Origin of the sequence: Delftia acidovorans NBRC 14950, from assembly GCF_001598795.1 — a bacterium.
Classification (GTDB): Bacteria; Pseudomonadota; Gammaproteobacteria; order Burkholderiales; family Burkholderiaceae_C; genus Comamonas; species Comamonas acidovorans.
Genome location: NZ_BCZP01000004.1, coordinates 171,718 through 197,678, shown reverse-complemented (window position 1 = coordinate 197,678; position 25,961 = coordinate 171,718). Strand labels below are relative to the sequence as shown.

Sequence of the window (25,961 nt, the reverse complement as noted above, 5' to 3'; positions counted from 1 at the left end):
GAAAATGCACGCAACAACACGCACGATAGTGCGTGTTTTGGGTATCTCCAGGGTAAACACCAGCCAGCACAGGCGAAAAAATCCAGGCCTGGGGCCTGGATGCCGTGGGTTGCTGCCGCCGTCTCAGCGTGCGGGCAGGAACAGTGCCTTCAGCTGATCGAAGCTCTGCTCCAGCGTCTGCCCGCTGGTATCCACCACGTGGTCGGCCTTGGCGTAGAAGCCGGCGCGGCCTTCGAGGATGCTGCGCAGATCGTCCATGGCCTCGGGATTGGCGGCCATGGGGCGGGTGTCGCCCTGGGCCACGACGCGGGCCATGTGCTCCTCGGGCTGGGCCTTGAGCCAGACCGTGGTGCAGTGCGACAGCAGCTCGTTGAAGGTGGCCGGGTCGGAGACGATGCCGCCCGGCGTGGCGATGACCACGTCGCTGTAGATCTGCACGGCCTCCTCCAGCGCGCGGCGCTCGTAGCGGCGGTAGGCGTTGGCACCGTACAGGTCGTGGATGGCGCGCACGCTGCAGCCCGCAATGCGCTCGATTTCCTGGTTGAGTTCGAGGAAGGGCACGCCCAGCTGCTCGGCCAGCATGCGGCCCAGCGTGGACTTGCCCGCGCCGCGCAGTCCGATCAGGGCAATGCGCGTGTGGCGCTGGCGGTCGCTGGGCGCCGTGCCCAGCAGCTCGCCTGCGGCCAGGCGCACGCGGCGCAGGGCCTCTTCATCGCGGCCTTCCAGCAGCTCGCGGATCAGCAGCCATTCGGCGCTGGTGGTGGTCACGTCGCCCAGCAGCTCGGCCATGGAGCATTGCAGCGCCTGTGCAATATGGTGCAGGACCAGCACCGACACATTGCCCGTGCCGTATTCGAGGTTGGCCAGATGGCGCTCCGAGACATCGGCCGCCGCCGCCAGGGCGCGCCGCGTCATGCCCCGGCGCGAGCGCAGGCTGCGCACACGCTCGCCCAGCGCCTGCAGCACCTGGTTCCTGGGGGCTTCTGAGAGGGAATCCGCCGCCCCGGCGGACTGGGCTGCCGTCTCGAACTGGTCCATAGAGTTTCCTTGAAGAGGGCGTGAATGATAAACAGTCGGGGTTAACACCAGCCATGCAATATAGTGCTTGACGCTCGATGGTGTTCTAACTATCTTTCTGATGCACGCACAATATTGCATGTTGTGCGGAAGATCACAAGTCGGGCCGGATGCCCGATGTCGAAGGAGACCCCGATGATCGACTTCACCCAGCCCTTCAATTTCGCCGCGCACCTGTTCGCGCTCAATGAGGGGCGGCCCGGCAAGATCGCCTACATCGACGACCACGGCACGCTGAGCTACGGCCAGCTGCAGCAGCAGGCGCAGCGCATGGCCAGCGGCCTGCTGGCGGCAGGCATCCACCGCGAGGAGCGCGTGCTGCTGCTCATGCACGACCGCCATGAATGGGCCGTGGCCTTTCTGGGCGCGCTGTATGCGGGCGTGGTGCCGGTGGCGGTGAACACCTTGCTCACGGCCGACGACTACGCCTACATGCTGGGCCACAGCCGCGCCCAGGCCGTGCTGACCTGCGATGCGCTGCTGCCCCTGCTGCGCCAGGCGCTGGACCGGGCGCCCAACGAGGTGCGCCATGTCTGGGTGGCCGGCGACGAAGCGGCGGCGCGCGCCGCAGGCTTTGCGCCCCTGCAGCCCTGGCTGGCGGCGCAGCCGCCGCTGCCCGCACCGGCGCCCACGCTGGGCGATGACCCGGGCTTCTGGCTGTATTCCTCTGGCTCCACGGGCAAGCCCAAGGGCGCGGTCCACACGCATGCCAATCCGTACTGGACGGCCGAGCTCTATGGCGGCCCGGTGCTGGGTCTGGGCGAAGGCGACATCTGCTTTTCCGCCGCCAAGCTCTACTTCGCCTACGGCCTGGGCAATGCCCTGAGCTTTCCGCTGAGCGTGGGCGCCACCGTGCTGCTGATGGCCGAGCGGCCCACGCCCGAGGCCACCTTTGCGCGCTGGGTGCAGCACCGGCCCACGGTGTTCTTCGGCGCGCCCACGGGCTTTGCGGGCATGCTGGCCTCGCCGCTGCTGCCCGCGCGCGAGCAGGTCAGCCTGCGCATGTGCTCCTCGGCCGGCGAGGCGCTGCCGGCCGAGATCGCCCAGCGCTTCAAGGCGCATTTCGGCGCCGACATCGTGGACGGCATCGGCTCCACCGAGATGCTGCACATCTTCCTGTCCAACCGGCCCGACGACATCCGCTACGGCACCACGGGCAAGCCAGTGGACGGCTACCGCGTGGAGCTGCGCGGCGAGGACGGCCGTCCCGTGGCCGATGGCGAGGTGGGCGACCTGTTCATCCAGGGCCCCAGCGCCGCCCTCATGTACTGGGGCAACCGCGACAAGACGCGCGAGACCTTCCAGGGCGGCTGGCTCAAGAGCGGCGACAAGTACGTGCGCGACGCCGATGGCTACTACACCTATGCCGGGCGCAGCGACGACATGCTCAAGGTCAGCGGCATCTATGTCTCGCCCTTCGAGGTCGAGGCCACGCTGATGCAGCACCCGGCCGTGCTGGAGGCCGCCGTGATCGGCAAGACCGACGCCGACGGCCTGCTCAAGACCAAGTCCTTCGTCGTGCTCAAGGACGGCTGCAGCGCCACCGAGGCCGAGCTCAAGGCCTTCGTGAAGCAGCGCCTGGCCGCCTACAAGTACCCGCGCTTCATCGAGTTCGTGGACGAACTTCCCAAGACCGCCACCGGAAAGATCCAGCGTTTCAGGCTCCGAGAGCGCGAAGCCAGTACACCCCCTGAGCCGCTACGCGGCTTCCCCCTCTCTACTCGCTGAGCGAGGGAGGGGGACGACACCCTCGGTGCGGGGCGGCCCTTCCTCGGTGTCCCTCGCTTTGGGACGCGCCAGTTTCAAGGGGCGTGGCAGTGCCATGGAGAACCGAAATGAATTGTGTGAGCAAGACCCGCAAAGCAAGACCCATCGACCACAAGGAGACACGCATGAACACCGATCGCAAACACTGGGCCGTCCTCGCCCTGACGGCCTCCCTGTCCTGCGGCGCATATGCGCAGGACAGGATCAAGGTCGGCTTCATGCTGCCCTACAGCGGCACCTATGCGGCGCTGGGCTCGGCCATAGAGAACGGCTTTCGCATGTTCGTGAACGAGCAGGGCGGCAGGCTGGGCGGGCGCGAGATCGAGTTCTTCAAGGTCGATGACGAGTCCGATCCGGCCAAGGCCACGGACAACGTCAACCGCCTGATCAAGCGCGACAAGGTCGATGTGCTGGTGGGCACCGTGCATTCGGGCGTGGCCATGGCCATGGCGCGCGCGGCCAAGGAAAGCGGGACCGTGCTCATCGTGCCCAATGCGGGCGCCGATGCGGTCACGGGCGCCATGTGCGCGCCCAACATCTTCCGTTCGTCCTTCTCCAACTGGCAGTCCTCCTATCCCATGGGCGTGGTGGCGGCCAGGCAGGAAGGCAGGAAAACCGCCATGACCATCACCTGGAAATACGCGGCCGGCGAGGAGATGACCAATGCCTTCAAGGAAGGCTTCGAGAAGGAGGGCGGCAAGGTCAGCAAGCAGCTCACCGTGTCCTTTCCCAACGTGGAGTTCCAGGCCCTGCTGACCGAGATCGCGGCGGCCAGGCCCGATGCGGTGTTTGCCTTCTTCGCGGGCGCGGGCGCCGTCAAGTTCGTCAAGGACTACCACGCGGCCGGCCTGCACAAGACCATCCCGCTGTACGGCTCGGGCTTTCTGACCGACGGCACGCTGGAGGCCCAGGGCGAGGCCGCCCAGGGGGTGCTGACCACGCTGCACTACGCCGACGAGCTGGGCACGGAGCGCGACCGGCGCTTTCGCTCCGCCTATGCCCAGGCCTACAAGCTGATGCCCGATGTGTATGCCGTGCAGGGCTACGACGCCGCCCAGATGCTGGGCGTGGGCCTGAAGGCGGCGGGCGGCGACATCGCGAAGAAGGCCGAGTTCCGCCAGGCCATCGAGAAGGCCACCATCCCCAGCCCGCGCGGCGACTTCACCATCAGCAAGTCGCACAACCCCGTGCAGGACATGTACCTGCGCAAGGTCGTGGGCAAGGAGAACCAGCGCATGGGCGTGGCCATCAAGGCCCTGGGCGATACCGGCCGCGGCTGCCGCATGTGAGGCGCGGGGCGCACTCATATACGGACGCATACGGACATCGCCATGGACCTTGCCACCTTTCTCGTGCAGTGCCTGAACGCCGTCCAGTACGGGCTGCTGCTGTTCCTGCTGGCCTCCGGCCTGACGCTGATCTTCGGGATCATGGGCGTGATCAACCTGGCCCATGGCAGCTTCTACATGATCGGCGCCTACATGGCCTTTGCGCTGTCCCCGCTGCTGGGCCAGCACTTCATCACCATGCTGCTGGCCGGCGTGGCGCTGACCGTGGTGCTGGGCTATGCGCTGGAGTGGGCCTTCTTCAGCTACCTCTACGAGCGCGAGCACCTGCAGCAGGTGCTGATGACCTTCGGGCTGATCCTGGTGTTCGAGGAGCTGCGCTCGCTGCTGGCGGGCAACGACGTGCATGGCGTGCCGCTGCCCGGCTGGCTGTCGGGCAGCTTCTCGCTGGGCGGGCTCATGAGCTATCCGTGGTACCGGCTGTTCGCCTCGGGCGTGTGCCTGCTGGTGGCGCTGGCGCTGTACTGGGTGGTCAACCGCACGCGCCTGGGAATGATGGTGCGCGCGGGCGCCAGCAACCGCGACATGGTGCGCGGCCTGGGCATCGACGTGAAGCGCCTGTACCGCATCGTCTTCGCCATCGGCGTGGCGCTGGCGGCACTGGCGGGCATGATCGCCGCACCCATGAGTTCGGTCTATCCGGGCATGGGCGGCAACGTGCTCATCATCTGCTTCGTGGTGGTGGTGATCGGCGGCATCGGCTCGATCACGGGCGCGTTGCTGGCCTCGCTGCTGGTGGGCTTTGTCGATACCTTCGGCAAGCTGTTCTTCCAGGAGCTCAGCGGCATGAGCGTCTACCTGCTGATGGCGGTGGTGCTGGTGTGGCGGCCCCAGGGCCTGATGGGGCAAAGGAGCTGAACAATGGCCGTATCCAATCCTTCTCCGGCCCTGCTGGCAGCCGCCGTGCAGCCTGTTCAGATGCCGAAGCGCGCCTGCCGATGGCAGGCCTGCGCCGTGCCGCTGGCCTGCGTGGCGCTGCTGGCGCTGGCCGGCCCCTGGTGGTCGGACTATCTGTCGGGCCTGGTGGTCAAGACCATGATCCTGGCCATCTTCGCGCTCAGTCTGCAGCTGCTGGTGGGCGGCACGGGCCTGGTGAGCCTGGGGCATGCGGCCTTCATGGGCCTGGGCGCCTATGCCGCCGTGCTGTCCGCAGGCAACGAGGGCGGCAGCCTGCCGGCCATGCTGGGCTGGGCGCTGCTGGCCTCGGGCGGCTATGCGCTGCTGGTGGGCCTGCTGAGCCTGCGCACGCGCGGCATCTACTTCATCATGGTGACGCTGGCCTTCGCACAGATGGCCTACTTCGTGGTCCACGACACGGGCATCGGCGGCGGCAGCGACGGCATCTACCTGATGGCCCGGCCCGCGCTGGGCGCCATCGACATGGAAATCCCGCGCGTGCAGTACTACGTGGTGCTGGTGGCCCTGGTGCTGGTCTATGCCTTCCTGGCCGGGCTGCGCCAGTCGCGCTTCGGCGCGGCGCTGGCGGGCATACGCGTCAACGAACAGCGCATGCGTGCGGCCGGCTTCACAACCTACGGGTACAAGCTCGCGGCCTTCGTGCTGGCTGGCATGCTGGCTGGCGTGGCGGGCTTTCTGCTGGCAGTGCGCGATGCCGTGGTCAACCCCGAGCTGCTGTCCTGGCACCACTCGGGCGAGGTGCTGCTGATGGTCATCCTCGGCGGCCTGGGCTCGCTGCGCGGCGCCGTGCTGGGCACGGTGGCCTTCATCGCGCTCAAGGAGGTGCTGTCCACGCATGCCATCGTCGGCCCCATGGCCGATCACTGGCAGCTGAGCCTGGGCCTGGCCATCATCGTGCTCGTGGCCCTGCTGCCGAAAGGACTGATGGGGCTGATCGGGCTGGCGGGCCTTGCTCGGCAACGCGCTGGAGTGCACAACGAGGCCCGCCACAAGGAGGCCGACCATGGCTGATGCGGCACTGCTTTCGGTGCGCGGCCTCACACGCCGCTTCGGCGGGCTCACGGCCGTGGGCGGCGTGGACCTGGACCTGCACGAGGGCGAGGTCCATGCCGTGATCGGCACCAACGGCGCGGGCAAGTCCACCCTGGTCAACATGCTCTCGGGCGAGCTGGCGGCCAGCGCGGGGCGCATCGCGCTCGCGGGCCAGGACGTCACGCGCATGCCCCAGCCCCGGCGCGCGCGTGCCGGCGTGGGCCGCAGCTACCAGCGCACCACCATCTTTCCCGAGTTCTCGGCGCTGGAGAACTGCCGGCTCGCGGCCCAGGCGCAGATGGCGCTCAGGCCCTGGCAGCTGGGCCTGTCCGCACAGCGCTGCGCGGCCAGCCTGCGCCAGGCCCATGCGGCCCTGGAGCGTGCGGGCCTGGCCGGGCAGGCGCTGGCCGTGGCCGGCACGCTGAGCCATGGCGCCAAGCGCCAGCTGGAAGTGGCCATGTGCCTGGCCACCGGCCCGCGCGTGCTGCTGCTGGACGAGCCGCTGGCCGGCATGGGCGCCGAGGAAACCGAGCGCATGCTTGCCCTGCTGCAGGAGCTCAAGCGCGGCCATGCGGTACTGCTGGTCGAGCACGACATGGACGCCGTGTTCCGCATCGCCGACCGCATCACCGTGATGGTCAACGGCAGCGTGGTGGCCACGGGCACGCCCGCGCAGATCCGTGTCGATCCGGTCGTGCGTACAGCCTACTTGGGAGAAGACCATGAGTGAGCCCATGTTCGCCATCGACGAGCTGCATACCTACTACGGCGACAGCCACATCCTGCAGGGCGTGAGCCTGGCGCTGGGCGCGGGCCAGGCCGTGGGCCTGCTGGGACGCAACGGCATGGGCAAGACCACGCTGATCCGCACGCTCATGGGCTATGTTCCGGCACGCTCCGGCCGCCTGCGCGCCGATGGCCACGACTGCACGGGCGCGCCGCCCGAGCGCATGGCGCGGCTGGGCATTGGCTATGTGCCAGAGGGGCGCGGCATCTTCCCCAACCTCAGCGTGCGCGAGAACCTGGTCATGAGCGCCCGCCCCGGCCTGCAGGGCGAGCGCCACTGGACGCTGGAGCGCGTGCTCGACACCTTCCCCCGGCTCGCGGAGCGCCTGGCCAACGGCGGCGACCAGCTCTCTGGCGGCGAGCAGCAGATGCTGTCCATAGGCCGCGCGCTGATGACGCACCCGCGCCTGCTCATCCTCGACGAAGCCACCGAAGGCCTGGCCCCCCTGGTCGTCGCCGAAATCTGGCGCGTGATCGCCGCCATCCGCAGCACCGGCATCTCCACCCTGATCGTGGACCGCGACTACAAAAAGGTCCTGGCCCACACCGACCGCGCCGTGGTCATGGCCAAGGGCCGGCTGGCGCTGCAGGCCGACTCGCGGGAGCTGCTGGCGCAGCCGGAGCGCCTGTCGGAGTTGCTGGGGGTTTGAGATGGTGGTGGGCGGAGGACTTCCACGCGGCATCAGAAGATGCCGCATTGCTGGAATTCCTCTCGCAGCCTTGCCACGACAGGGGCCAGCTCCAGCGTTGCAAGCCGGTTCTTCTTCAGGAAGGCGGCCCACTGCGCCTGCTTGGCCGCATCGCTGCTGAAGCCATCGCTCAATCCGGCAGGCAGGCCTGCGGGCAGCGCGAGTTGGCGGCGTTTGAAGGTCGCTGCCGTGGCACGCCGCAGTTCGGCAGGGTCCAGCGTGCCTTCGGTCATCAACACCCAGAGATCGAAGTAGTCCTTCATCCGGGTATTGGCCATGCCCAGCAGGCATATCGCGTGGAGTTTTTCGGCCACCACGGTGTACTTGGGGTAGCTGCGCAGTTGCGGTGCGGGCAGGCCGTCGAGCAGCACGGGGTAGCGGATGGTTTGTGGCGATGGTGTCACGGCATCGCCGAAGCCTATGTCCACCTGCAGCGTGATGCGTGCACCGTCCAGCGTGGCGCGCAGGTCAATCCGTACTCCGCCATAGCCGGCTTCCTTGCGGATGGCGGTTCCACGCACCGACGCGGCATCGAAGGCAATGCCGTCGTCCACGGCAATCCGGCAGATCTGGCGGAAAGCGCTCACCGCCGAGTCAACGTCGTCCAGGCCAAAGCCCAGCAGATCGGCGTCGCGGGTCGGCCTGTGCGGCTGCTCGTACCAGATGGCAAACAGCAGTGCACCCTTGAGCAGATAGCTGTCTGCATGGGGCGAGATGGACAGGCGGTACAGCAGGCGCTCCAGGCCATAGTGGGTGAGCGTGAGGTTGAAGTCCTGCCGGCGGGCGTCCGCGCATTGCTTCAAACGTGCACGGATCGAGGCTGCGATATCGCGGCTCATGATGCGGCGATGCTTTCGAGATAGGGGCGCATCACATTGCTGACGCGGTCGATGGCGGCGTAGTGCCAGAGCGCGTCGGCCGTCAGCTTGCGTTGTGCCCATCCGTCGCGCAGTGCTTCCAACGCCACATCCAGGCCGATCTTGTTGCGGTACTTGAAGCAATCGGCCACGGTCTTCGATGCGTTGAAGACGGCGACACCGACGCCATCGATCTGCAGGGTTTCCACGCCTTCGGACAGTGCCGCACCGGACATGCGGATGGCGCGCAACGCAGGCTGGTCTATGCGAGGCGTGGGCGAGTGATGGGGAATGGCCATCCACACCTCGAAGGGTGCCTGCGTTCCTATGCCGTGGACCCGCAGCGCGGACAGCAGGCAGACCACGCCCTGCGGCACGCGCAGGGCCACTTCCGCCAGCGAGCGGTGCTCGCTGAGCGGCCGGCCCGGCAGGCTGTACAGGCCGCGTGCAACACGTTCAAGGCGGCCTGCCGCGACCAGCCGGCTCAGCGCCATGGTCGGCAGGCCAAGCGCGGCAAGGTCGCGTGCGCGCAGCAGCGGCCGTTGTTCGGCCAGTGCCAGAACGGCTTGTTCGAGCGCGGAGCCAGGAGCGGGCATGCCGGAGTCTGTTGTATTGATTAGGCAATTATCAATAACTGAAGAAGAAATACAACGGACAACAGCAACGTGACCGAGAACGCGACGGTTCTCGGTCCATCAAGCGGTCAGGGCTGGGCCGCCACCGGCGGCTGCGCCGCGAGCTTGACGTTCTGCGCATGCGTGGGCGGCAGCAGCGCCATGGTCAGGCTGCAGGTGCAGGTCAGGCGGCCGGTTTCGTCGTGCAGTTCGATGGCCCAGACATGGGTGGTCTGGCCCAGGTGCACGGGGCGGGCCGTGCCCGTGACCCAGCCCTGGCGCGCGGCGCGTACATGGTTGGCCGAGACGTTCAGGCCCACGCTGCGCCAGCCTTCGGGGATGGAGCAGGCCGCGGCCACCGAGCCCAGGGTTTCGGCCAGCACCACGTTCACGCCGCCGTGCAGGATGCCGTAGGGCTGGCAGGTGCGCTGGTCCACGTGCACGCGGCCGCGCAGGAAGTCGTCACCGATCTCGGTGAACTCGATGCCCAGGTGCGAGACGGCCGTGTCGGCGCTCAGCGAGGTGATGTCTTCAAGGGTGAAGCTGCGCTTCCAGATCGGCATGGGAGAAGTCCTGTGGGTGCAACGAAAAATACGGCCCCGTGGGCCGTCCTTGCATGCTACGCCAGTCCAGGCAGCCATGCCGATGGCTGCCTGTAGCCCAGGAGACTGCGCGCTGGCGCGCTTGCGCGCCTCAGGCGCGCATGTCGCCCGTTTCGACAAAGCGCTGGTGCCAGCTCAGCGCTTCGCCCAGGATGTGCGGCGTGTGCAGCGCGCCCTGGTGCTGGGCGCGGTCGAAGTAGTCTTGCAGCTGGGGACGGAAGTCGGGATGGGCGCAGCGGTCGATGATGACCTGGGCGCGCTTGCGCGGCGACAGGCCGCGCAGGTCGGCCAGGCCCTGCTCGGTGACGATGATCTGCGTGTCGTGCTCGGTATGGTCCACGTGCGAGCACATGGGCACGATGCAGCTGATCTTGCCGCCCTTGGCCACCGAGGGCGTGACGAAGAAGGACAGGTAGCCGTTGCGCGCGAAGTCGCCCGAGCCGCCGATGCCGTTCATCATCCCCGTGCCCATGACGTGGGTGGAGTTGATGTTGCCGTAGATGTCGGCCTCGATCATGGAGTTCATGGCGATCACGCCCAGCCGGCGCACCAGCTCGGGGTGGTTGCTGATCTCCTGGGGGCGCAGGATGATGCGGTCGCGGTAGAAGTCGATGTTCTCCTCGAAGTCCCTGTAGGCGCTGCCGGACAGCGAGATCGAGGTGGCCGAGGCGCGGCTCATCTTGCCCGCGCGCAGCAGGTCCAGCATGCCGTCCTGCAGGACCTCGGTGAAGCCCAGCAGGTTCTCGAACGGCCCCGTCAGCAGGCCGGCCAGCACGGCGTTGGCCACGTTGCCCACGCCCGACTGGATGGGCAGCATCTCCTTGGGCAGGCGGCCCATCTTCATCTCGTGCGCGAGGAAGTCGATGATGGACGCGGCGATCAGGTTGGAGTTGGCGTCGGGCTGGGCGAAGACGTTGTCGCGGTCGCCCTTGTGGGTTTCGACCACGGCGACCACCTTGGCCGGGTCCACGCGCAGGTAGGGCTCGCCGATGCGGTCATCGGCATGGGTCAGGGCAATGGGCACGCGGCGCGGCGGGATGGCCGTGCCGTAGTAGATGTCGTGCATGCCTTCCATCTTGGCCGGCGGCTTGGTGTTGACCTCCAGGATCACCTTGTCGGCGATCTCCAGCCAGGTCTTGTTGTTGCCCACGGCGGTGGAGGGGATGAGGCGTCCGTCCTCGGTCACGCCCAGCACCTCGACCACGGCCACGCTCATGGGGCCCAGGAAGCCGAACCACGCATGCTGGGCCACGTGGGACAGGTGCATGTCGATGAAGTCGATCTCGCCGGCATTGATCCTGGCGCGGCAGGTCGGGTCGGTGTTGAAGGGCAGGCGCTGGCCCAGTGCGCCGGCCTCGGCCAGGGCGCCGTCCATCTCGGCGGCCGTGGAGGCGCCGGTCCAGACATTGATCTTGTAGGGCCGGCCGGCCGCGTGTTCGCTCTTGGCGTGCTGGGCGATGGCCTGGGGCAGGGCCTTGGGGTAGCCCGCGCCCGTGAATCCGCTCATGCCGACGTTGACGCCGTGGGGGATCAGGGCGGCGGCCTGCTCGGCCGTCATGGTGCGCGAAAGGAATTCTGGGAAACGTACGCGGTCTGCGAGGGACATCTATGGCTCCGGCTGACGGCTCGCGCCAGCCGGCAGGGTGCCGCAGCGCTGGCTTGCAAGCCTAAAAAAAACCGCCCCATGCAAGAACGCAAGGGCGGTATATCTCCGGAAACCGATGGTAGCAGCGCTGGCAGGGGCCCTCGGGTTTCCCCGTAAAGGCCCTGCCGCGCAGTCAAAGGCTCAAAGAATGTTTGCGTGTGCTCACATTCAGTGAATCAGTGGCTGATCGTCGCGTGCATGATCCAGCAGCGCGTACAGGATGATGGCGCCGAAAGTCGCGGTCCCGATGCCGCCCAGCGCGAAGTCGCCGAACTTGAGCGTGAAGTCGCCCGTGCCCAGGATCAGGGTGATGGCTGCCACGATCAGGTTCTTGTTCTGCGAGAAGTCCACGCGGTTGTCCACCCAGATCTTGGCGCCGGCCACGGCGATCAGGCCGAACACCACGATGGACACGCCGCCCATCACGGGCAGCGGGATCGCCTGGATCAGCGCGCCGAACTTGGGCGAGAAGCCCAGCAGCACGGCCAGGACGGCGGCCACGAAGAACACGGCCGTCGAGTAGATGCGCGTGGCGGCCATCACGCCGATGTTCTCGGCATAGGTGGTCACGCCGGTGCCGCCGGCGGCGCCGCTGACCATGGTGGCCACGCCGTCGCCGATGAAGGCCCGGCCCATGTACTGGTCCAGGTTCTTGCCGGTCATGGCGGTCACGGCCTTGATGTGGCCCAGGTTCTCGGCCACCAGGATGATGACCACGGGCACGATGAGCACCATGGCTGGGCCGCTGAACACGGGCGCGTGGAACTGGGGCAGGCCGAACCAGGCGGCGTTGATCACGCCCGACAGGTCCACGGGCTTGCCCATGCCCAGCACATTGGTGAACAGGCCGTACAGCAGGCTGGCGGCGATCAGGCCCACCAGGATCAGCAGGCGCTGCACCATGCCGCGCGTGAACACGGCCACCAGGCCCACGCAGACGAAGGTCAGGGCCTGCATCCACGACTCGAAGTTGTTGGCCGCCATGTTCTTGACGGGGATGGCCGCCAGGTTCAGCCCGATCACGGCCACCACGGCGCCCGTGACCACGGGCGGCATGAAGCGCTCGATCCAGCGCGTGCCCACCATCTGCACCACCAGGCCGATCAGCGCATAGACCGCGCCGCAGGCAATGATGCCGCCCAGCGCCACGCCGATGTTGCCGTTGGCACCCTTGCCGCCATAGGCCGTGGCTGCGATCACCACGCCGATGAAGGCAAAGGACGAACCCAGGTAGCTGGGCACCTTGCCGCCCGTGATCAGGAAGAAGATCAGCGTGCCGATGCCGCTCATGAGCACGGCCACGTTGGGGTCGAACCCCATGAGGATGGGCGCCAGCACGGTGGAGCCGAACATGGCGATCACGTGCTGTATGCCCATCAGCCCGGTCTGTGGCCAGGGCAGGCGCTCATCGGGGCCGATCACGCCTCCCCGTTGCAGCTGGTTGGCGGATTTTTCCGTCCATTGGAAAAGGCCCATGTGGCATCGCTCCTTGTAAAAAATTGGCGCGATATTAGAGGCATTTGTTTTCTGGCAGGTGGGGTGAAGCGGAAATTTTTTCCCAGTGTTTGTGCGGAGATACGCGATCCGGCCCGCAGACTTTGTCGCCCAGGTGCCAGGCTAGTGGCTTTCCCGTCTGGGCTCGCGGGCAGCGCGCGCGTACCGTGGCCGGTCATGAGCCATACCCCTGCCTTCATCCCCCAGATCCGCCTGTACCAGGACTGGCTGCGCGAGCGCCACGGCCTGCAGTTCGACAGCTACGACGCGCTGTGGCGCTGGTCGGTGACCGACCTGGACGCCTTCTGGCAAAGCATCTGGGACTACAACGCGCTGCAGTCGCCCACGCCGCACACGGCCGTGCTGGAGCGCAACACCATGCCCGGCGCCCAGTGGTTTCCGGGTGCCCAGATCAACTACACGCGCCAGGCGCTGCGCCATGTGGATGCCGCCCATGCGGCCGGCATGCCCGCCGTGGTCAGCCGCAACGAGACGGGCCGCCACCGCGAACTGTCCTGGCCCGAGCTGCGCCGCCAGGTCGCCGCCCTGGCCCTGCACCTGAAGGCCCAGGGCGTGGGCCGCGGCGACCGCGTGGCCGCCTACCTGCCCAACATCCCCGAGGCCATGGTCGCCCTGCTGGCCACGGCCAGCCTGGGCGCCGTCTGGAGCATCTGCGCGCCCGACATGGGCACCAACGCGGTGCTGGACCGCTTTCGCCAGATCGCGCCCAAGGCGCTGATCGCCGTCGATGGCGTGCACTACGCCGGGCGCGATATCGACCGCATGGCCGTGCTGGCGGAGCTGCGCGCAGGCCTGCCCAGCGTGGAGCATGTGGTCCTTGTGCCCAACCTGGACCTGCAGGCCAGCCTGGCCGATGCCGCCGACTACGGCCAGGTCACGGCCCGCGACGACGCGGCCACGGCGGCCTTCGAGCCCGAATGGCTGCCCTTCGACCACCCGCTGTGGATCGTCTACTCCAGCGGCACCACCGGCCTGCCCAAGCCCATCGTCCACGGCCATGGCGGCATGGTGCTGGTGGCCCTGCAGCTCAAGGCCCTGCACAACGACGTGGGCTGCAGCTACCACCCCAACAGCTGGGGCGAGCGCTACCACTGGTACAGCTCCACGGGCTGGGTGATGTGGAATGCCCAGGTCTCGGGCCTGCTGGGCGGCACCACCTGCGTGATCTTCGACGGCAGCCCCGGCGGCAGCAAGGACAGGCCCGACTGGGGCGTGCTGTGGCGCTTCGCGGCCGAGACCGGCGTGACCAGCTTCGGCTCGGGCGCGGCCTTCTACGCCAACTGCATGAAGGCCGGCGTGGACCTGGCCCAGTGCGGCGACCTGTCGCGCATCCGCAGCCTGGGCACCACGGGCTCGCCGCTGTCGCCCGAGGTGCAAAGCTGGGGCACGGCGCAGTTCGCAGGCATGGGGCGGCCTGATATCTGGTGGAACAATATTTCCGGCGGCACCGACTTCGCGGGCGCCTTCATCGGCGGCCACCGCGAGCTGCCCCAGCAGCCGGGCATCATGCAGTGCCGCCAGCTGGGCGCGGCCGTCGAGGCGTGGAACGAGCAGGGCCAGCCCGTCATCGACGAGGTGGGCGAGCTGGTCTGCACCCAGCCCATCCCGTCCATGCCTCTGTACCTGTGGGGCGATGCGGACGGCAAGCGCTACCTGTCCAGCTACTTCGACATGTACCCGGCCGGCCATGGCCGCGCGCCCGGTGGCGGCGACGGCCCTGCCGCCATGGGCCCGGTCTGGCGCCACGGCGACTGGATACGCATCCTCCCGGAGGGCGGCTGCATCATCTACGGCCGCAGCGACGCCACCATCAACCGCCACGGCCTGCGCATGGGCACCAGCGAGATCTACAGCGCCGTCGAGGCCTTGCCCGAAGTGCTGGACTCCATGGTCGTGGACCTCGAATACCTGGGCCGCGAAAGCTACATGCCGCTGTTCGTGGTGCTGCGCCCGGGCGTGGATCTGGACGACGCCCTGCGCGCCCGCCTGCAGGGCGCCATCCGCCAGGCCCTGTCGCCGCGCTTCGTGCCCGACGAGATCGTGCAGGTGGCCGAAATCCCGCGCACGCTCAGCGGCAAGAAGCAGGAGCTGCCCATCAAGAAGCTGATGCTGGGCCAGCCGCTGGACAAGGTGGTCAACAAGGAGGCCATGGCCAACCCGGGCTGCCTGGACTGGTATGTGGGCTTTGCGGCGCAGCATGCCAAGGCACAGGCTGCCTGATATTCAAACGGTATCAGTGGCGCGGTTTTTAATATTGGACTGCGACAGACCGGCTGCCTAGAGTGGGGTCCAACCATGGAGCCCTGCAATGAGCGTGCTTGATTCCCTTGCCCTGACCCGCATCCCCGCCGAGGACGAAGCCCTGCGCGCCGAGGTGCGCGCCTTCCTCGCCCAGGCCATAAGCGGCCTGCCGCCCCATGTGCGTGCGCGCTCCTGGGGCGGCTACAGCGCCGAACTGAGCCGGCAACTGGGCGAAAAGGGCTGGATAGGCGTCACCCTGCCGCGCGAGTACGGCGGCGGCGGGCGCAGCGCCTTCACGCGCTACGTGCTGGTGGAGGAATACTTGGCCTGCGGCGCTCCCGTGGGCTCGCACTGGATTGCCGACCGCCAGAGCGGCCCGCTGATCCTCAAGTACGGCACCGAGGCGCAAAAGCGGTTCTACCTGCCGCGCATCTGCCGGGGCGAGGCCTTCTTTTGCATCGGCATGAGCGAGCCCGGCGCGGGCTCGGACCTGGCCAGCGTGAAGACGCGCGCCGCACCGAACGACAAGGGCTTCGTGCTCAACGGCCAGAAGATTTGGACCACCAACGCCCACCACTGCCACTACATGATCGCCCTGGTGCGCACCTCGGGCGAGGCGGGTGACCGGCACAAGGGGCTGTCCCAGGTCATCGTGGACTTGTCGCTGCCGGGCGTGACCGTGCGGCCCATCACCGACCTCTCGGGCGACAGCCATTTCTGCGAAGTCTTCTTCGACAACGTGCAGCTGCCGCCCGACGCCCTGATCGGCCAGGAAGGCCAGGGCTGGGAGCAGGTCACGGCCGAGCTGGCCTTCGAACGCAGCGGGCCCGAGCGGCTGTTCTCCAGCATCGTGCTGTTCGACGAATGGCTGGCCTGGCTGCGTGCAACGGGCGAGCGCAGCGAAGGCGCGCTGCGCCTGGCCGGCCGCGTGTTCACCGAGCTGGCCCCGCTGCGCGCCATGTCGGTGGCCGTGCAGGACAAGCTGGTGCGCGGCGAAAGCCCCATCGTCGAGGCGGCCCTGGTCAAGGAGCTGGGCACGACGCTGGAGCAGTCCATTCCCGCCGCCATCGCCGACGACCTGTTCGCACGCGAGGCGTCCGAGGTTCCGCTGGAGCTGCTGCGCACCCTCAACTACGTGACGGAGGTTGCGCCTTCGTATTCGCTGCGCGGCGGCACGCGCGACATCCTGCGCGGAATGATCGCGCGTGGCCTCGGCCTGCGTTGAATAAGGTTCCCCCTGAGTTGGGGCGCGCCAGTTTCAAACGGAACGCCCAAGGCCTGGCGTCATGTGTCATGAATGGAGAGAGACATGGAAGACGATTTGTTTGCCGACGCCGCACGCCAGTTGCTGCAGGGCGAGTGCACGCCCGCGCGGGTGCGCGCCATCGAGGCCGGGGGCTCGCCCCGGGCGCTGTGGCAATCGCTGGAGCAGGCCGGCTTTGCCGATGCCCTGGTGCCCGAGCACGCGGGCGGCGCGGGGCTGGCGCTGGCGCAGCTGTTCGATGTGTGGTCGCAGGCCGGCGCCCATGCGCTGCCCGTGCCGCTGGGTGAAACCATGCTGGCGCGCGCGCTGCTGGCTGGCGCGGGGGCGGAGCGTCCACCAGGCGCCATCGCGTTGGCGCAAGGCCTGCTCCAGCCGGATGGCAGCCTGCACTGCGAACCCGTGGGCCTGGGCGCGGTGGCGGACAGCGCGCTGGTGCAGCATGCGCAGGGCTGGAGCCTGCTGCCCGTGGCGCAGGCGCAGTCCGAGCCGGCGGCCTTCTGCCTGGACGTGAACCTGCGCTGGAGCGCCGATCAGGTCCGCGCAGCACCTGCTCCCGCTATCGCCCTGCCGGGTGGGCTGGACCTGCGCACGCTGCAGGCCGGCCTGGTGGCGGCGCAGCTGGCGGGCGCGCTCATGGAGGTGTTCCAGCGCACGCTGCAGTACGCGAACGAGCGCCAGCAGTTCGGCCGCCCCATCGGCAAGTTCCAGGCCATACAGCACCAGCTGGCGGTGATGAGCGAGCATGTCTTCGCCGCGCGCATGGCGGCCCGGCTGGGTTGCGCGGGGCAGGGCATCTTCCCCGATCGGCTGCGCGTGGCCGTGGCCAAGGCGCGCTGCAGCCAGGCCGCGCTGGCCGTGGCCGAGGCGGCCCACGCCATCCACGGCGCCATGGGCTTTACCGAGGAATACGACCTGCAACTGTTCACGCGCCGCCTGCATGCCTGGCGCCAGACGGCCGGCTCCGAGTCGTACTGGCACGGTGTGGCAGGCGCCGCGCTGGTCCATGGCCACGCGGGCAGCACGCTGGACCTGATCCGTTCGACCACCGACATCACCGCATAAACCCTTGCTCAAGGAGTCTTCTCCATGTCCTTTCTGAACATCGCCCGCGACGGCGCCATCTGGACCCTCACCATGAACCAGCCCGAGACGCGCAATGCGCTCACGGGCAACACGGCCGTGGAGGAATTCGTGCAGGTCTGCGACGAGATCCGGCGCGACGCCTCGGTCAAGGCCGTCATCCTCACGGGCGCCGGCCCCATCTTCAGCTCGGGTGGCAACGTCAAGGACATGCAGCGCTTCTTCGACGACGCGCTCACGCCCGACGCCATCCGCGAGGAGTACCGCCAGGGCATACAGCGCATTCCGCGTGCCCTCAACCAGCTGGACGTGCCCGTGATCTGCGCCGTCAACGGCCCGGCCATCGGCGCGGGGCTGGACCTGACCTGCATGTGCGACATCCGCATCGCCAGCGAGACGGCCACCTTTGCCGAGAGCTTCGTGCGCGTGGGCATCGTGCCGGGCGACGGGGGCGCCTGGCTGCTGCCGCGCGCCGTGGGCCGCGCCAAGGCGGCCGAGATGGCATTCACGGGCGAGGCCATTGACGCGCAGCAGGCCCTGGCCTGCGGCCTGGTCAGCCGCGTCGTGCCCGCCGACCAGCTGCTGCCCACGGCGCGCGAGCTGGCCGACAAGATCGCCGCCAACCCCGGCGCCGTGATGCGCATGACCAAGCGCCTGCTGCGCGAGGGCGAGCACAGCACGCTGGAGTCGCTGCTGGAGCTGTCCGCCGGCTACCAGGCCCTGGCCCACAAGACCGCCGACCACCGCGAGGCCGTGATGGCTTTCGTGGAGAAGCGTAAGCCCCGGTTTCAGTGACCGGGCCCGCCCGGCCCCCGCCACGGGGGCATGGGCCGTGTGTGACACAACACAAATGGACACTCCCCGGTGCCGGCCTCCCGGCGGGAGTGGGCGCCCATGTACTGCGCACACAGTACACTTTGCGCGTCGAGAGGCAACTCTCCCATCCACCGCACTCCCAGTCCCATGGCCGTTGAAACGACGAGTACTGCCCGCCCCAGCTTCGACCTCAAGAGCGCGCAGCTGCCCGTGGTGGCCGTGGCCCTGCGGGATACCGACGTACGTGCGCTCGTGGCCGACCTGGCCCAGCGCCTGGCCGACGACCCGGATTTCTTCGACAACGACCCCGTACTGATCGACCTGGCCCATGTGCGTGATGCCGAGGAGGCCATCGACTTCGCCGTGCTCGTGGAGGCGCTGCGCTTTCACCGCACCGTGCCCGTGGCCGTGCGCGGCGGCAGCCCCGCCCAGATGGAGGCGGCGCGTGCCGCAGGCCTGGCGCCCGCGCCCGAGGCCGCACCCGTGCGGCCCACGGTGCCCGAGATCGAGATCCAGGAGGTCGTGCGCGAGATCGAGGTGGTGCGCGAGGTGCCTGCTCCCCAGGCCGACGCCCTCATCGTGGACAAGCCGCTGCGCTCGGGCCAGCGCGTCTATGCGCGCGGCACCGACATCGTGGTGCTGGCCATGGTCAGCTATGGTGCCGAAGTCATCGCCGACGGCAACGTCCATGTCTACGCGCCGCTGCGCGGCAGGGCCATCGCCGGGGCACGCGGCAACACCGAGGCGCGCATCTTCAGCACCTGCATGGAAGCACAGCTGCTGTCGATTGCCGGCATCTATCGCACAATCGAGACCGATCTCCCAGCGGACGTGGCTGCCAGGCCCGCCAAGGTGCGTCTCGACGGCGAGAAAATCCTCATCGAGCCGGTATGACACCGGACCCCTCTTCTTTGCTCTCCAGTCTTTAAGGAACCGTGCAAACATGGCCAAAATAGTCGTCGTGACCTCCGGCAAGGGTGGCGTGGGCAAGACCACCACCAGTGCCAGCTTCGCATCGGGCCTCGCATTGCGCGGGCACAAGACCGCCGTCATCGATTTCGACGTGGGCCTGCGCAACCTGGACCTCATCATGGGCTGCGAGCGCCGCGTGGTCTACGACCTGATCAACGTCATCCAGGGCGAGGCCAACCTCAACCAGGCCCTGATCAAGGACAAGCAGTGCGACAACCTCTTCGTGCTGGCCGCCTCCCAGACGCGTGACAAGGATGCGCTGACGCAGGACGGCGTCAAGAAGATCCTGGACGACCTGTCGGGCATGGACTTCGAGTACATCATCTGCGACTCGCCGGCCGGCATCGAAAGCGGCGCGCTGATCGCCATGCACTTCGCCGACGAGGCCCTGGTCGTGACCAACCCGGAAGTCTCCTCCGTGCGCGACTCCGACCGCATCCTGGGCATGCTCAGCTCCAAGACCGCGCGCGCCATTGCGGGCGAGAGCGTCAAGGAACACCTGCTGATCACGCGCTACAACCCCAACCGCGTGCAGGACGGCCAGATGCTGTCGCTGGAGGACATCCAGGACATCCTGCGCATCGAGCTGATCGGCGTCGTGCCCGAATCCGAAACCGTGCTGCAGGCCTCCAACCAGGGCATTCCCGCCGTGCACATGCAGGGCTCGGACGTGGCCGAGGCCTACCAGGACGTGGTCGCGCGCTTCCTGGGCGAGGAAAAGCCCATGCGCTTCACCGAAGCGCAAAAGCCCGGCTTCTTCAAACGCATGTTCGGGGGGAGGTAAGCGGCCATGTCCATGCTCTCTTTCCTGCTCGGAGAAAAGAAGAAGACGGCCTCGGTGGCCAAGGAGCGCCTGCAGATCATCCTCGCGCGCGAACGCGTGGGCGGCAACGGCGGCGGTCCCGACTACCTGCCTGCGCTGCAAAAGGAGCTGATGGCGGTGATCTCCAAGTACGTGGACATCGACGTCAACGACATCAAGGTGCACCTGGAGCGCCAGGAAAACCTGGAAGTGCTCGAAGTCAAGATCGAACTGCCCGACGCCTCGCGCTGAGCGCCGCCCGGCGCTGTGCTCAGCCCAGGCGCAGCGTGCAGCGCAACCCGCCCAGCGGGCTCGGCCCCATCTCCAGCGATCCACCATAGGTCTCGGCGATGTCGCGCACGATGGCCAGGCCCAGGCCGTGGCCCTGGGCCTGTTCGTCGAAGCGGACACCGCGTTCCATGGCCTGCGCAAGATGCTCCGGCGCCAGGCCTGGGCCGTCGTCATCGATCTGCAGCAGCGTCGTCGTGCCATCCTGGCATACGGTCAGCGTGACGCGGCTGCGTGCCCACTTGCCGGCGTTGTCCAGCAGGTTTCCCGCCATCTCCTCCAGGTCCGAGGCCGCGCCGCGCCAGCGCAGCCCATGGCCGGGCAGCGGCGTGGAGGTCTGGATGGACCAGGACAGGCGCCGCTGGGCGTGGATCTGGCGCATGGCATCCAGCAGCCGGGCCAGCACCTCATCCAGCGCCACGCTGCCGGCGCTGCCGGCGCCGCTGGCGAAGCGCGCCAGATGGCGGTCGATGGTGTGGGACATGGCCTGTACCTGGTCACGCAGCCACGGGCCATCGACCTGATGGCCGCGTGCCTGGATGCCGAGCACGGCCAGCGGCTTCTTGAGCGCATGGCTCAGGTCGGCCGCCTGGTGGCGCGCGCGCTCCACGACCTGGGCATTGCGCTGCAGCACCTGGTCCACGGCCTCGGCAATCGGGTCCAGGTCGGGGCCGAAGTGCCGCCCCAGCTGCGTGCGTGTGCCGTCTTCCATGTCCTGCAGCGCCTGCTGCAGGCTGCGCAGCGGCTGCAATCCCAGGCGCACCAGCGCCACCGTGCACAGCAGCAGCGCGGCGACCAGGCCCAGCTCGGTGACCAGCAGGATGCGGTCGATGCGGCGCCATTCCTGGCGCGTACCGTCCAGCGGGCCGAAGACATGCAACTGCACGCGCCTGCCCGCGACATCGAAGCTGCGGCGCAGGCCCAGCAGTTCGCGCCCCTGCGGCCCGCGCAGCGACAGCAGCGTCTCGCTGCCCTTGTGCCGGGGCCAGGGACGGGCGTCGTCCAGCTCCAGGCTGTCGTCCCAGACCGAGCGCGACTGCTGCATCCGCCCGTCCTGCTCCAGTGTCCAGTACCAGCCCGAGAAAATGCGGCCGAACTCGCCGCGATTGAGCCGCGTGCCCTGTCCGGTCAGGGGCCCAGGGGACTGCAGCTCGGCCTGCAGCCGTTCGGCACGGTCCTGCAGGCCGGCCTTGAAGCTGCGCAGCACCGCGTCGTGCAACTGCTCGCGCAGCAGCCAGCTGGCGGCCGTGCCGCAGGCCAGCGTGGCCACCAGGCTCAGTGCCAGCAGGCGCTCCGACAGGCCCCAGTGCCTAGGACGCATGGTCGCCGCTGGCCTGCTGCAGGCGAAAGCCCCGTCCGCGCTCGGTATGGATCAGGCCATGCGGGGACAGTTTGCTGCGGATGCGGCCGACCAGCACGTCCACGGTGTTGGAGTCCGGGTCCAGGTCGCGTGCGTAGACGTGCTCGCTGATGTCGGCGCGGCTGACGAGCTGTCCATGCCGGTTGGTCAGAAAGCTCAGGATGCGTTGCTCCTGCGCGGTCAGCGCAAGCGGCCGTCCTTCGAGCGTGAAGCGGTCTGCCATGGTGTCGTAGGCCAGCGGGCCTATCTGCACCAGGGGCCGGCTGCCGCCTGCTGCGCGCCGGTGCAGCACGCGCAGCCGCGTGACGACCTCCTCGTGCAGAAAGGGCTTGGTCAGGTAGTCGTCTGCGCCGGCCTGGAAGGCCGTGAGCTTGTCGCTCCAGCGGTTGCGGGCCGTGAGCACCAGCACGGGAAAGGAGCGGCCCTGCTCGCGCCAATGGCGCAGCACCGAGACGCCGTCCTGTCCTGGCAGCCCCAGGTCCAGCAAGGCGGCGTCATAGTGTTCGACGCTGCCCAGTTCCTGGGCGAGGCGGCCGTCCGCGCAGCACTCGGCCAGCATGCCGGCCTCCTGCAGGATGGCCTGCAGGCCTGCAGCAAGATCGGCGTCGTCTTCGACGATGAGCACCCGCATCAGCGCAGTCCGTCCTCTTCGATGGGCTGGCCGCTGTACGCATCCACATGCACTTCGATGCTGCGGCCGGCGCTCAGCTGCAACTCGACCTCGTAGTAGGCGCGCTGCCGGACGTCGATCTTGAGCTCGGCCTCTGTGGCGCGGGCCTGGTACTTGCGCTCCAGTTCCTCAAGAATTCGCGGCAGCGGTTGCAGCGTGGCGGCCTGCTCCCGGCTCAGGACAGGCTCCACCAGGATGCGGCCCGTCTGGGCGTCGGCGCGCAGCAGCTGCTCACGGCCTTCGCGCGTGAGCAGCTGGATCTCGTAGTAGGGCCTGGGGCTGCGCGTTTCCTCCAGCTCGATCTGCAGCACGGTGCCGGGATGCAAGCGGGTGACGGCTGCCGCCACGGCGGACATGGGTATCAGCACGGCGGTGGTCGCGCCCGGCCGGGGGATGTCCTGTCCCGTGACTGCATCGATATAGATCTCCGTGCGCTGGCCATTGGCGAGCTTGATTTCGTACCAGCGCCGGCCGTCGGCGCCGCGCTCGAGTTCGATGTCGATGACGCGCCCTTTGTGGCGCTGCTGCACGTCCTGGAGGATTTCCGCCAAGGGCCGCAGGCGCTTCGACTGCACCTCGCGGCGCACGCTTTCATGCTCCGCTGGCGTGGTGGCAGAGGCGGGCGCCAGCGGCAAGGCCAGCAAGGCAGCAAGTGCGAGGCGGAGTTTCACGGCCACGCATCTTATGTGCACGTTCTTAAACAGTGCATGAACGCGCCATTCATGCGCGGTTTAGGCGCCTTTGCCGACACTGCAGGCGGTTGCACCGATGGCCCCGCCGCGGTGCCTTTTCATCTGTTTCTTTCTGGCATCGAACACCATGCATTTTCTTCGCTTTTCCCGCTCTGCCCCGCCATTGCACCGGGTCCTGGGCGCTGGCGCGCTCTCGCTGTCCGTGCTGCTGGCCGCCTGCGGCGGTGGGGCTGACAAGCCCTCCCCCACGCCGGTCACTCCCAGCGCCAGCTATGCGTCGGGCACCATTGACGGCTTCGGCTCCATCCTGGTCAATGGGGTGCGGTATGACGAGCGCCAGGCCCGGATCACCGATGGCGATGGCGTCCTGCTGGCCAGCGATGCGCTCAAGCTGGGCATGGCGGTCCATGTCACGGCCGACCCCGTGACCACCGGCAGCGATGGTGTGGCGCGCGCCATGGCCCGCCAGATTCTTGTGCGCAGCGATCTGGAAGGTCCGTTGAGCGCGGTCGTGGGCGACCGGCTGACCGTACTGGGCCAGACCGTGATCGTCGATGCGGCCACGGTGTTCGAGGACGGCCGCGCGGCGGCGCTGCAGGTCGGCCGTGTGCTGGAAGTCCACGGCCTGCGCGATGCGCAGGGCCGCATTCTTGCCAGCCGCATCGAGATCGAGGATGACGCCGACGAGCCCTGGCGCCTGCGCGCGCCTGTCGATGCCGTTGACGCGTCGCGCCGCACCCTGCGCATCGGCGAGGCCGTCGTCAACTGGAGCGGCGTGCAGGTTGCCGCCGCGCTGGCTGCCGGCGACGTGGTCAGCCTGCGCCTGGCGCGCCAGCCCGATGCCGCCGGCCTGTGGGTGGCCACCGCACTGTCGGTGCAGCGTCCCACGCTGCCCGAACAGGCGGGCGTGGAGGCCGACGTCACCGGCCATATCACCCGCATGGACTCGCCGACCCGCTTCGTCGTGGACGGCCTGAGCGTGGACGCGGGCAGCGCCACACGCCTGCCCGCCGGCCTTGCCGTGGGCGACCTGGTCGAGGTCGAGGGCATGTTCCAGGACGGGGTGCTTCGCGCCTCCGAGGTCGAGCGCAAGCTGCGGCTGGACAGTGACGATGGCTTCGAGATCGAGGGTCGCATCACCGCTGTCGACAGCCTGGCCGGCATCTTCGAGCTGCGCGGCGTGCGCGTGGACTATCGCAATGCGCGCTTCGAGGATGGCAGCGCTGCCCAAATTGCCGTGGGGCGCGTGGTCGAGGTCAAGGGCCGGCTCTCGGTCGATGGCGCGATGGTGGTGGCCACCGAGGTCGAGTTCGACTAAGGCCTGTACACACTAGTGTGGTTCGCGTTCGCCGCAGGCCGCATCGCCTCGCTCTGCGCACGCGCGGCGGCGGGGCGCACCCACAGCAGGTAGGCGGCGCCCAGCAGCACGATCCACAGGCCGCCCACGACCAGGGCTGCACGGGTATGGGGGAAGTAGCCGAGCACGCCCAGCACCAGCAGCATGAAGCCGATGGCCGCCAGCGGCGCGGCGGGCCACAGCGGGACCGGGAACTTCAGCGCGGCCACCTGCTGCGGGCTCATGCGGCGCCGCGCCGCGAACTGCGACAGCAGGATCATCAGCCAGACCCAGACCGTGGCGAAGGTGGCGATGGAGGCGATCAGCAGGAACACGTCCTCGGGGATCAGGTAGTTCAGCGCCACGCCGGCCAGCAGCGCCACGGCCATCACCACCACCGTCATCCAGGGCACGCCATGGCGCGAGACACGGCCGAAGCCGGCGGGGGCCTGGCCCTGGTGCGCCATGCCGTACAGCATGCGGCCGGCACCGAAGATGTCGCTGTTGATGGCCGACACGGCCGCCGAGATCACCACGATGTTGAGGATGGTGGCGGCCGAGGAAATGCCCAGGCCGCTGAAGATCTGCACGAAGGGGCTGCCCTGGCTGCCGATCTGCGGCCAGGGGAAGATGCTCATCAGCACGAACAGCGTGAGCACGTAGAACAGCAGGATGCGCAGCGGCACGGCGTTGATGGCGCGCGGGATCACGCGCGCCGGGTCCTTGGCCTCGCCGGCCGAGATGCCGATGATCTCGATGCCCCCGAAGGCGAACACCACCACCGCCAGCGAGGCGATCAGCCCCGAGACGCCATGGGGCATGAAGCCGCCGTGCACCCACAGGTTCTGCACGCCGGTCGGCGCCTGGTCGGCCGCCATGCCGAAGCCGAACACCATGATGCCCAGGCCGCCGCCGATCATGGCGATGATGGCCGCCACCTTCAGCAGGGACAGCCAGAACTCCATCTCACCGAACACCTTGACCGAGCACAGGTTGAGCGCGCCGATGAAGCAGACGATGGACAGCACCCAGATCCAGCGCGGCACCTCTGGAAACCAGAAGCCCATGTAGATGCCGAAGGCCGTCACGTCGGCCAGGCAGACGATGACCATCTCGAAGGTATAGGTCCAGCCCGTGACGAAGCCGGCGAGCGGCCCCAGGTAGTCGCTGGCGTACTGGCCGAAGGAGCCGGGCACGGGGTTGTGCACGGCCATCTCGCCCAGCGCGCGCATCACCATGTAGACCGCCGCGCCCGCCAGCAGGTAGGCGATCAGCACCGAGGGGCCTGCCTGCTGTATGGCCTTGGCCGAGCCGTAGAACAGCCCCGTGCCTATGGCCGAGCCCAGTGCCATGAAGCGGATATGGCGGGCCGACAGCCCTCGGTGCAGGCTGCCTGCAGATGGTGAACTCATGCGCTGTCTCCCCCCGTCATTGGTGAAATGGCTGCCGCACCCACAGGCTTCATCAGCCTGCGGATGGGTCTGCGATCAGATGTATAAGCCTGTATATACAATATGCGCAGACACCGATTTCCCGGACCGGGGATTACCCGGAGGCGGGAAGGAACGGGAATGGGGGAGCCGCCGAAAGAG

The 25,961-nt window shown here is 68.1% G+C and carries 24 protein-coding genes; 14 read left to right on the top strand and 10 right to left on the bottom strand.

Annotation, left to right across the window (positions count from 1 at the left end):
• Positions 1–123 precede the first annotated feature (123 nt).
• Complete coding sequence (locus DA1_RS06990; RefSeq protein WP_034397548.1) at positions 124–1,038, bottom strand: helix-turn-helix transcriptional regulator; 915 nt, start codon at positions 1,036–1,038, stop codon at positions 124–126.
• A gap of 174 nt (positions 1,039–1,212) precedes the next feature.
• Between DA1_RS06990 and DA1_RS06985 the strand changes: the two genes are divergently transcribed.
• The 6 genes from DA1_RS06985 to DA1_RS06960 all read left to right on the top strand — a co-directional run bounded on the left by DA1_RS06985 (position 1,213) and on the right by DA1_RS06960 (position 7,576).
• Entirely contained in the window at positions 1,213–2,805 is a 1,593-nt protein-coding gene (locus DA1_RS06985) for a benzoate-CoA ligase family protein (protein ID WP_051941026.1), read from the top strand.
• Between the two features lie 164 nt (positions 2,806–2,969).
• Positions 2,970–4,133 carry an ABC transporter substrate-binding protein gene (locus DA1_RS06980; protein ID WP_034397549.1) on the top strand — a complete coding sequence of 388 codons (1,164 nt, stop codon included), beginning with the start codon at positions 2,970–2,972 and terminating at the stop codon, positions 4,131–4,133.
• Between the two features lie 42 nt (positions 4,134–4,175).
• Positions 4,176–5,048, top strand: a complete 873-nt coding sequence (locus DA1_RS06975; protein WP_013799989.1) for a branched-chain amino acid ABC transporter permease — start codon at positions 4,176–4,178, stop codon at positions 5,046–5,048.
• A gap of 3 nt (positions 5,049–5,051) precedes the next feature.
• Positions 5,052–6,119, top strand: coding sequence for a branched-chain amino acid ABC transporter permease (locus DA1_RS06970; protein WP_034397551.1), 1,068 nt, complete (start codon positions 5,052–5,054; stop codon positions 6,117–6,119).
• Positions 6,112–6,870 (top strand): ABC transporter ATP-binding protein, encoded by a 759-nt coding sequence (locus DA1_RS06965; RefSeq protein WP_034397552.1) that lies wholly within the window; start codon positions 6,112–6,114, stop codon positions 6,868–6,870. The genes DA1_RS06970 and DA1_RS06965 overlap by 8 nt, the downstream gene beginning before the upstream one ends.
• On the top strand, positions 6,863–7,576 hold the full coding sequence (locus DA1_RS06960) for an ABC transporter ATP-binding protein (protein WP_373861017.1): 714 nt from the start codon (positions 6,863–6,865) through the stop codon (positions 7,574–7,576). The genes DA1_RS06965 and DA1_RS06960 overlap by 8 nt, the downstream gene beginning before the upstream one ends.
• A gap of 32 nt (positions 7,577–7,608) precedes the next feature.
• Here DA1_RS06960 and DA1_RS06955 read toward each other — a convergent pair whose 3' ends face one another.
• The 5 genes from DA1_RS06955 to DA1_RS06935 all read right to left on the bottom strand — a co-directional run bounded on the left by DA1_RS06955 (position 7,609) and on the right by DA1_RS06935 (position 12,809).
• Complete coding sequence (locus DA1_RS06955) at positions 7,609–8,454, bottom strand: nucleotidyl transferase AbiEii/AbiGii toxin family protein (protein ID WP_034397555.1); 846 nt, start codon at positions 8,452–8,454, stop codon at positions 7,609–7,611.
• Positions 8,451–9,068 carry a type IV toxin-antitoxin system AbiEi family antitoxin domain-containing protein gene (locus tag DA1_RS06950; protein WP_034397556.1) on the bottom strand — a complete coding sequence of 206 codons (618 nt, stop codon included), beginning with the start codon at positions 9,066–9,068 and terminating at the stop codon, positions 8,451–8,453. Before DA1_RS06950 ends, DA1_RS06955 begins: the two co-directional genes overlap by 4 nt.
• A gap of 107 nt (positions 9,069–9,175) precedes the next feature.
• Positions 9,176–9,649: a hotdog fold thioesterase gene (locus tag DA1_RS06945; protein WP_012202024.1), complete on the bottom strand. Its 474-nt coding sequence runs from the start codon at positions 9,647–9,649 to the stop codon at positions 9,176–9,178.
• Between the two features lie 130 nt (positions 9,650–9,779).
• Positions 9,780–11,294 carry a succinyl-CoA:acetate CoA-transferase ScpC gene (gene scpC, locus DA1_RS06940; protein ID WP_034397557.1) on the bottom strand — a complete coding sequence of 505 codons (1,515 nt, stop codon included), beginning with the start codon at positions 11,292–11,294 and terminating at the stop codon, positions 9,780–9,782.
• A 207-nt stretch (positions 11,295–11,501) separates the two neighbouring features.
• Complete coding sequence (locus tag DA1_RS06935) at positions 11,502–12,809, bottom strand: solute carrier family 23 protein (RefSeq protein WP_012202026.1); 1,308 nt, start codon at positions 12,807–12,809, stop codon at positions 11,502–11,504.
• A 195-nt stretch (positions 12,810–13,004) separates the two neighbouring features.
• On the opposite strand from DA1_RS06935, the gene DA1_RS06930 reads away from it, so the two are divergent.
• The 7 genes from DA1_RS06930 to minE all read left to right on the top strand — a co-directional run bounded on the left by DA1_RS06930 (position 13,005) and on the right by minE (position 20,275).
• Positions 13,005–15,068, top strand: a complete 2,064-nt coding sequence (locus tag DA1_RS06930; RefSeq protein ID WP_034397558.1) for an acetoacetate--CoA ligase — start codon at positions 13,005–13,007, stop codon at positions 15,066–15,068.
• An 88-nt stretch (positions 15,069–15,156) separates the two neighbouring features.
• Entirely contained in the window at positions 15,157–16,314 is a 1,158-nt protein-coding gene (locus tag DA1_RS06925) for an acyl-CoA dehydrogenase family protein (protein ID WP_034397559.1), read from the top strand.
• A gap of 84 nt (positions 16,315–16,398) precedes the next feature.
• A complete protein-coding gene (locus DA1_RS06920) occupies positions 16,399–17,415 on the top strand; it encodes an acyl-CoA dehydrogenase family protein (RefSeq protein ID WP_034397560.1) in 1,017 nt (338 codons plus the stop codon).
• 24 nt (positions 17,416–17,439) lie between these two features.
• On the top strand, positions 17,440–18,228 hold the full coding sequence (locus tag DA1_RS06915) for a crotonase/enoyl-CoA hydratase family protein (RefSeq protein ID WP_034397561.1): 789 nt from the start codon (positions 17,440–17,442) through the stop codon (positions 18,226–18,228).
• 168 nt (positions 18,229–18,396) lie between these two features.
• Positions 18,397–19,143, top strand: coding sequence for a septum site-determining protein MinC (gene minC, locus DA1_RS06910; protein ID WP_034397562.1), 747 nt, complete (start codon positions 18,397–18,399; stop codon positions 19,141–19,143).
• 49 nt (positions 19,144–19,192) lie between these two features.
• Entirely contained in the window at positions 19,193–20,005 is an 813-nt protein-coding gene (minD, locus tag DA1_RS06905) for a septum site-determining protein MinD (protein WP_034397563.1), read from the top strand.
• A gap of 6 nt (positions 20,006–20,011) precedes the next feature.
• Positions 20,012–20,275 (top strand): cell division topological specificity factor MinE, encoded by a 264-nt coding sequence (minE, locus tag DA1_RS06900; RefSeq protein ID WP_012202033.1) that lies wholly within the window; start codon positions 20,012–20,014, stop codon positions 20,273–20,275.
• A 19-nt stretch (positions 20,276–20,294) separates the two neighbouring features.
• Here the strand turns inward: minE and DA1_RS06895 are convergent, their stop codons facing one another.
• The 3 genes from DA1_RS06895 to DA1_RS06885 are packed head-to-tail and all read right to left on the bottom strand — an operon-like array spanning position 20,295 to position 23,012.
• Entirely contained in the window at positions 20,295–21,632 is a 1,338-nt protein-coding gene (locus DA1_RS06895; RefSeq protein ID WP_034397564.1) for a sensor histidine kinase, read from the bottom strand.
• Positions 21,622–22,302: a response regulator transcription factor gene (locus tag DA1_RS06890; RefSeq protein ID WP_034397565.1), complete on the bottom strand. Its 681-nt coding sequence runs from the start codon at positions 22,300–22,302 to the stop codon at positions 21,622–21,624. Before DA1_RS06890 ends, DA1_RS06895 begins: the two co-directional genes overlap by 11 nt.
• On the bottom strand, positions 22,302–23,012 hold the full coding sequence (locus tag DA1_RS06885; protein ID WP_224986229.1) for a PepSY domain-containing protein: 711 nt from the start codon (positions 23,010–23,012) through the stop codon (positions 22,302–22,304). The genes DA1_RS06890 and DA1_RS06885 overlap by 1 nt, the downstream gene beginning before the upstream one ends.
• A gap of 148 nt (positions 23,013–23,160) precedes the next feature.
• On the opposite strand from DA1_RS06885, the gene DA1_RS06880 reads away from it, so the two are divergent.
• A complete protein-coding gene (locus tag DA1_RS06880) occupies positions 23,161–24,351 on the top strand; it encodes a DUF5666 domain-containing protein (protein WP_034399037.1) in 1,191 nt (396 codons plus the stop codon).
• Here the strand turns inward: DA1_RS06880 and hutT are convergent.
• Positions 24,348–25,781, bottom strand: coding sequence for an L-histidine transporter HutT (gene hutT / locus DA1_RS06875; RefSeq protein WP_034397568.1), 1,434 nt, complete (start codon positions 25,779–25,781; stop codon positions 24,348–24,350). The two genes, DA1_RS06880 and hutT, sit on opposite strands and share 4 nt — an antisense overlap.
• Positions 25,782–25,961: the final 180 nt, after the last annotated feature.

Bases quoted from the DNA above. Each gene is read 5' to 3' on its own strand.
- DA1_RS06990 (WP_034397548.1), bottom strand. From the start codon at position 1,038: ATGGACCAGTTCGAGACGGCAGCCCAGTCCGCCGGGGCGGCGGATTCC.
- DA1_RS06985 (WP_051941026.1), top strand. From the start codon at position 1,213: ATGATCGACTTCACCCAGCCCTTCAATTTCGCCGCGCACCTGTTCGCG.
- DA1_RS06980 (WP_034397549.1), top strand. From the start codon at position 2,970: ATGAACACCGATCGCAAACACTGGGCCGTCCTCGCCCTGACGGCCTCC.
- DA1_RS06975 (WP_013799989.1), top strand. From the start codon at position 4,176: ATGGACCTTGCCACCTTTCTCGTGCAGTGCCTGAACGCCGTCCAGTAC.
- DA1_RS06970 (WP_034397551.1), top strand. From the start codon at position 5,052: ATGGCCGTATCCAATCCTTCTCCGGCCCTGCTGGCAGCCGCCGTGCAG.
- DA1_RS06965 (WP_034397552.1), top strand. From the start codon at position 6,112: ATGGCTGATGCGGCACTGCTTTCGGTGCGCGGCCTCACACGCCGCTTC.
- DA1_RS06960 (WP_373861017.1), top strand. From the start codon at position 6,863: ATGAGTGAGCCCATGTTCGCCATCGACGAGCTGCATACCTACTACGGC.
- DA1_RS06955 (WP_034397555.1), bottom strand. From the start codon at position 8,454: ATGAGCCGCGATATCGCAGCCTCGATCCGTGCACGTTTGAAGCAATGC.
- DA1_RS06950 (WP_034397556.1), bottom strand. From the start codon at position 9,068: ATGCCCGCTCCTGGCTCCGCGCTCGAACAAGCCGTTCTGGCACTGGCC.
- DA1_RS06945 (WP_012202024.1), bottom strand. From the start codon at position 9,649: ATGCCGATCTGGAAGCGCAGCTTCACCCTTGAAGACATCACCTCGCTG.
- scpC (WP_034397557.1), bottom strand. From the start codon at position 11,294: ATGTCCCTCGCAGACCGCGTACGTTTCCCAGAATTCCTTTCGCGCACC.
- DA1_RS06935 (WP_012202026.1), bottom strand. From the start codon at position 12,809: ATGGGCCTTTTCCAATGGACGGAAAAATCCGCCAACCAGCTGCAACGG.
- DA1_RS06930 (WP_034397558.1), top strand. From the start codon at position 13,005: ATGAGCCATACCCCTGCCTTCATCCCCCAGATCCGCCTGTACCAGGAC.
- DA1_RS06925 (WP_034397559.1), top strand. From the start codon at position 15,157: ATGAGCGTGCTTGATTCCCTTGCCCTGACCCGCATCCCCGCCGAGGAC.
- DA1_RS06920 (WP_034397560.1), top strand. From the start codon at position 16,399: ATGGAAGACGATTTGTTTGCCGACGCCGCACGCCAGTTGCTGCAGGGC.
- DA1_RS06915 (WP_034397561.1), top strand. From the start codon at position 17,440: ATGTCCTTTCTGAACATCGCCCGCGACGGCGCCATCTGGACCCTCACC.
- minC (WP_034397562.1), top strand. From the start codon at position 18,397: ATGGCCGTTGAAACGACGAGTACTGCCCGCCCCAGCTTCGACCTCAAG.
- minD (WP_034397563.1), top strand. From the start codon at position 19,193: ATGGCCAAAATAGTCGTCGTGACCTCCGGCAAGGGTGGCGTGGGCAAG.
- minE (WP_012202033.1), top strand. From the start codon at position 20,012: ATGTCCATGCTCTCTTTCCTGCTCGGAGAAAAGAAGAAGACGGCCTCG.
- DA1_RS06895 (WP_034397564.1), bottom strand. From the start codon at position 21,632: ATGCGTCCTAGGCACTGGGGCCTGTCGGAGCGCCTGCTGGCACTGAGC.
- DA1_RS06890 (WP_034397565.1), bottom strand. From the start codon at position 22,302: ATGCGGGTGCTCATCGTCGAAGACGACGCCGATCTTGCTGCAGGCCTG.
- DA1_RS06880 (WP_034399037.1), top strand. From the start codon at position 23,161: ATGCATTTTCTTCGCTTTTCCCGCTCTGCCCCGCCATTGCACCGGGTC.
- hutT (WP_034397568.1), bottom strand. From the start codon at position 25,781: ATGAGTTCACCATCTGCAGGCAGCCTGCACCGAGGGCTGTCGGCCCGC.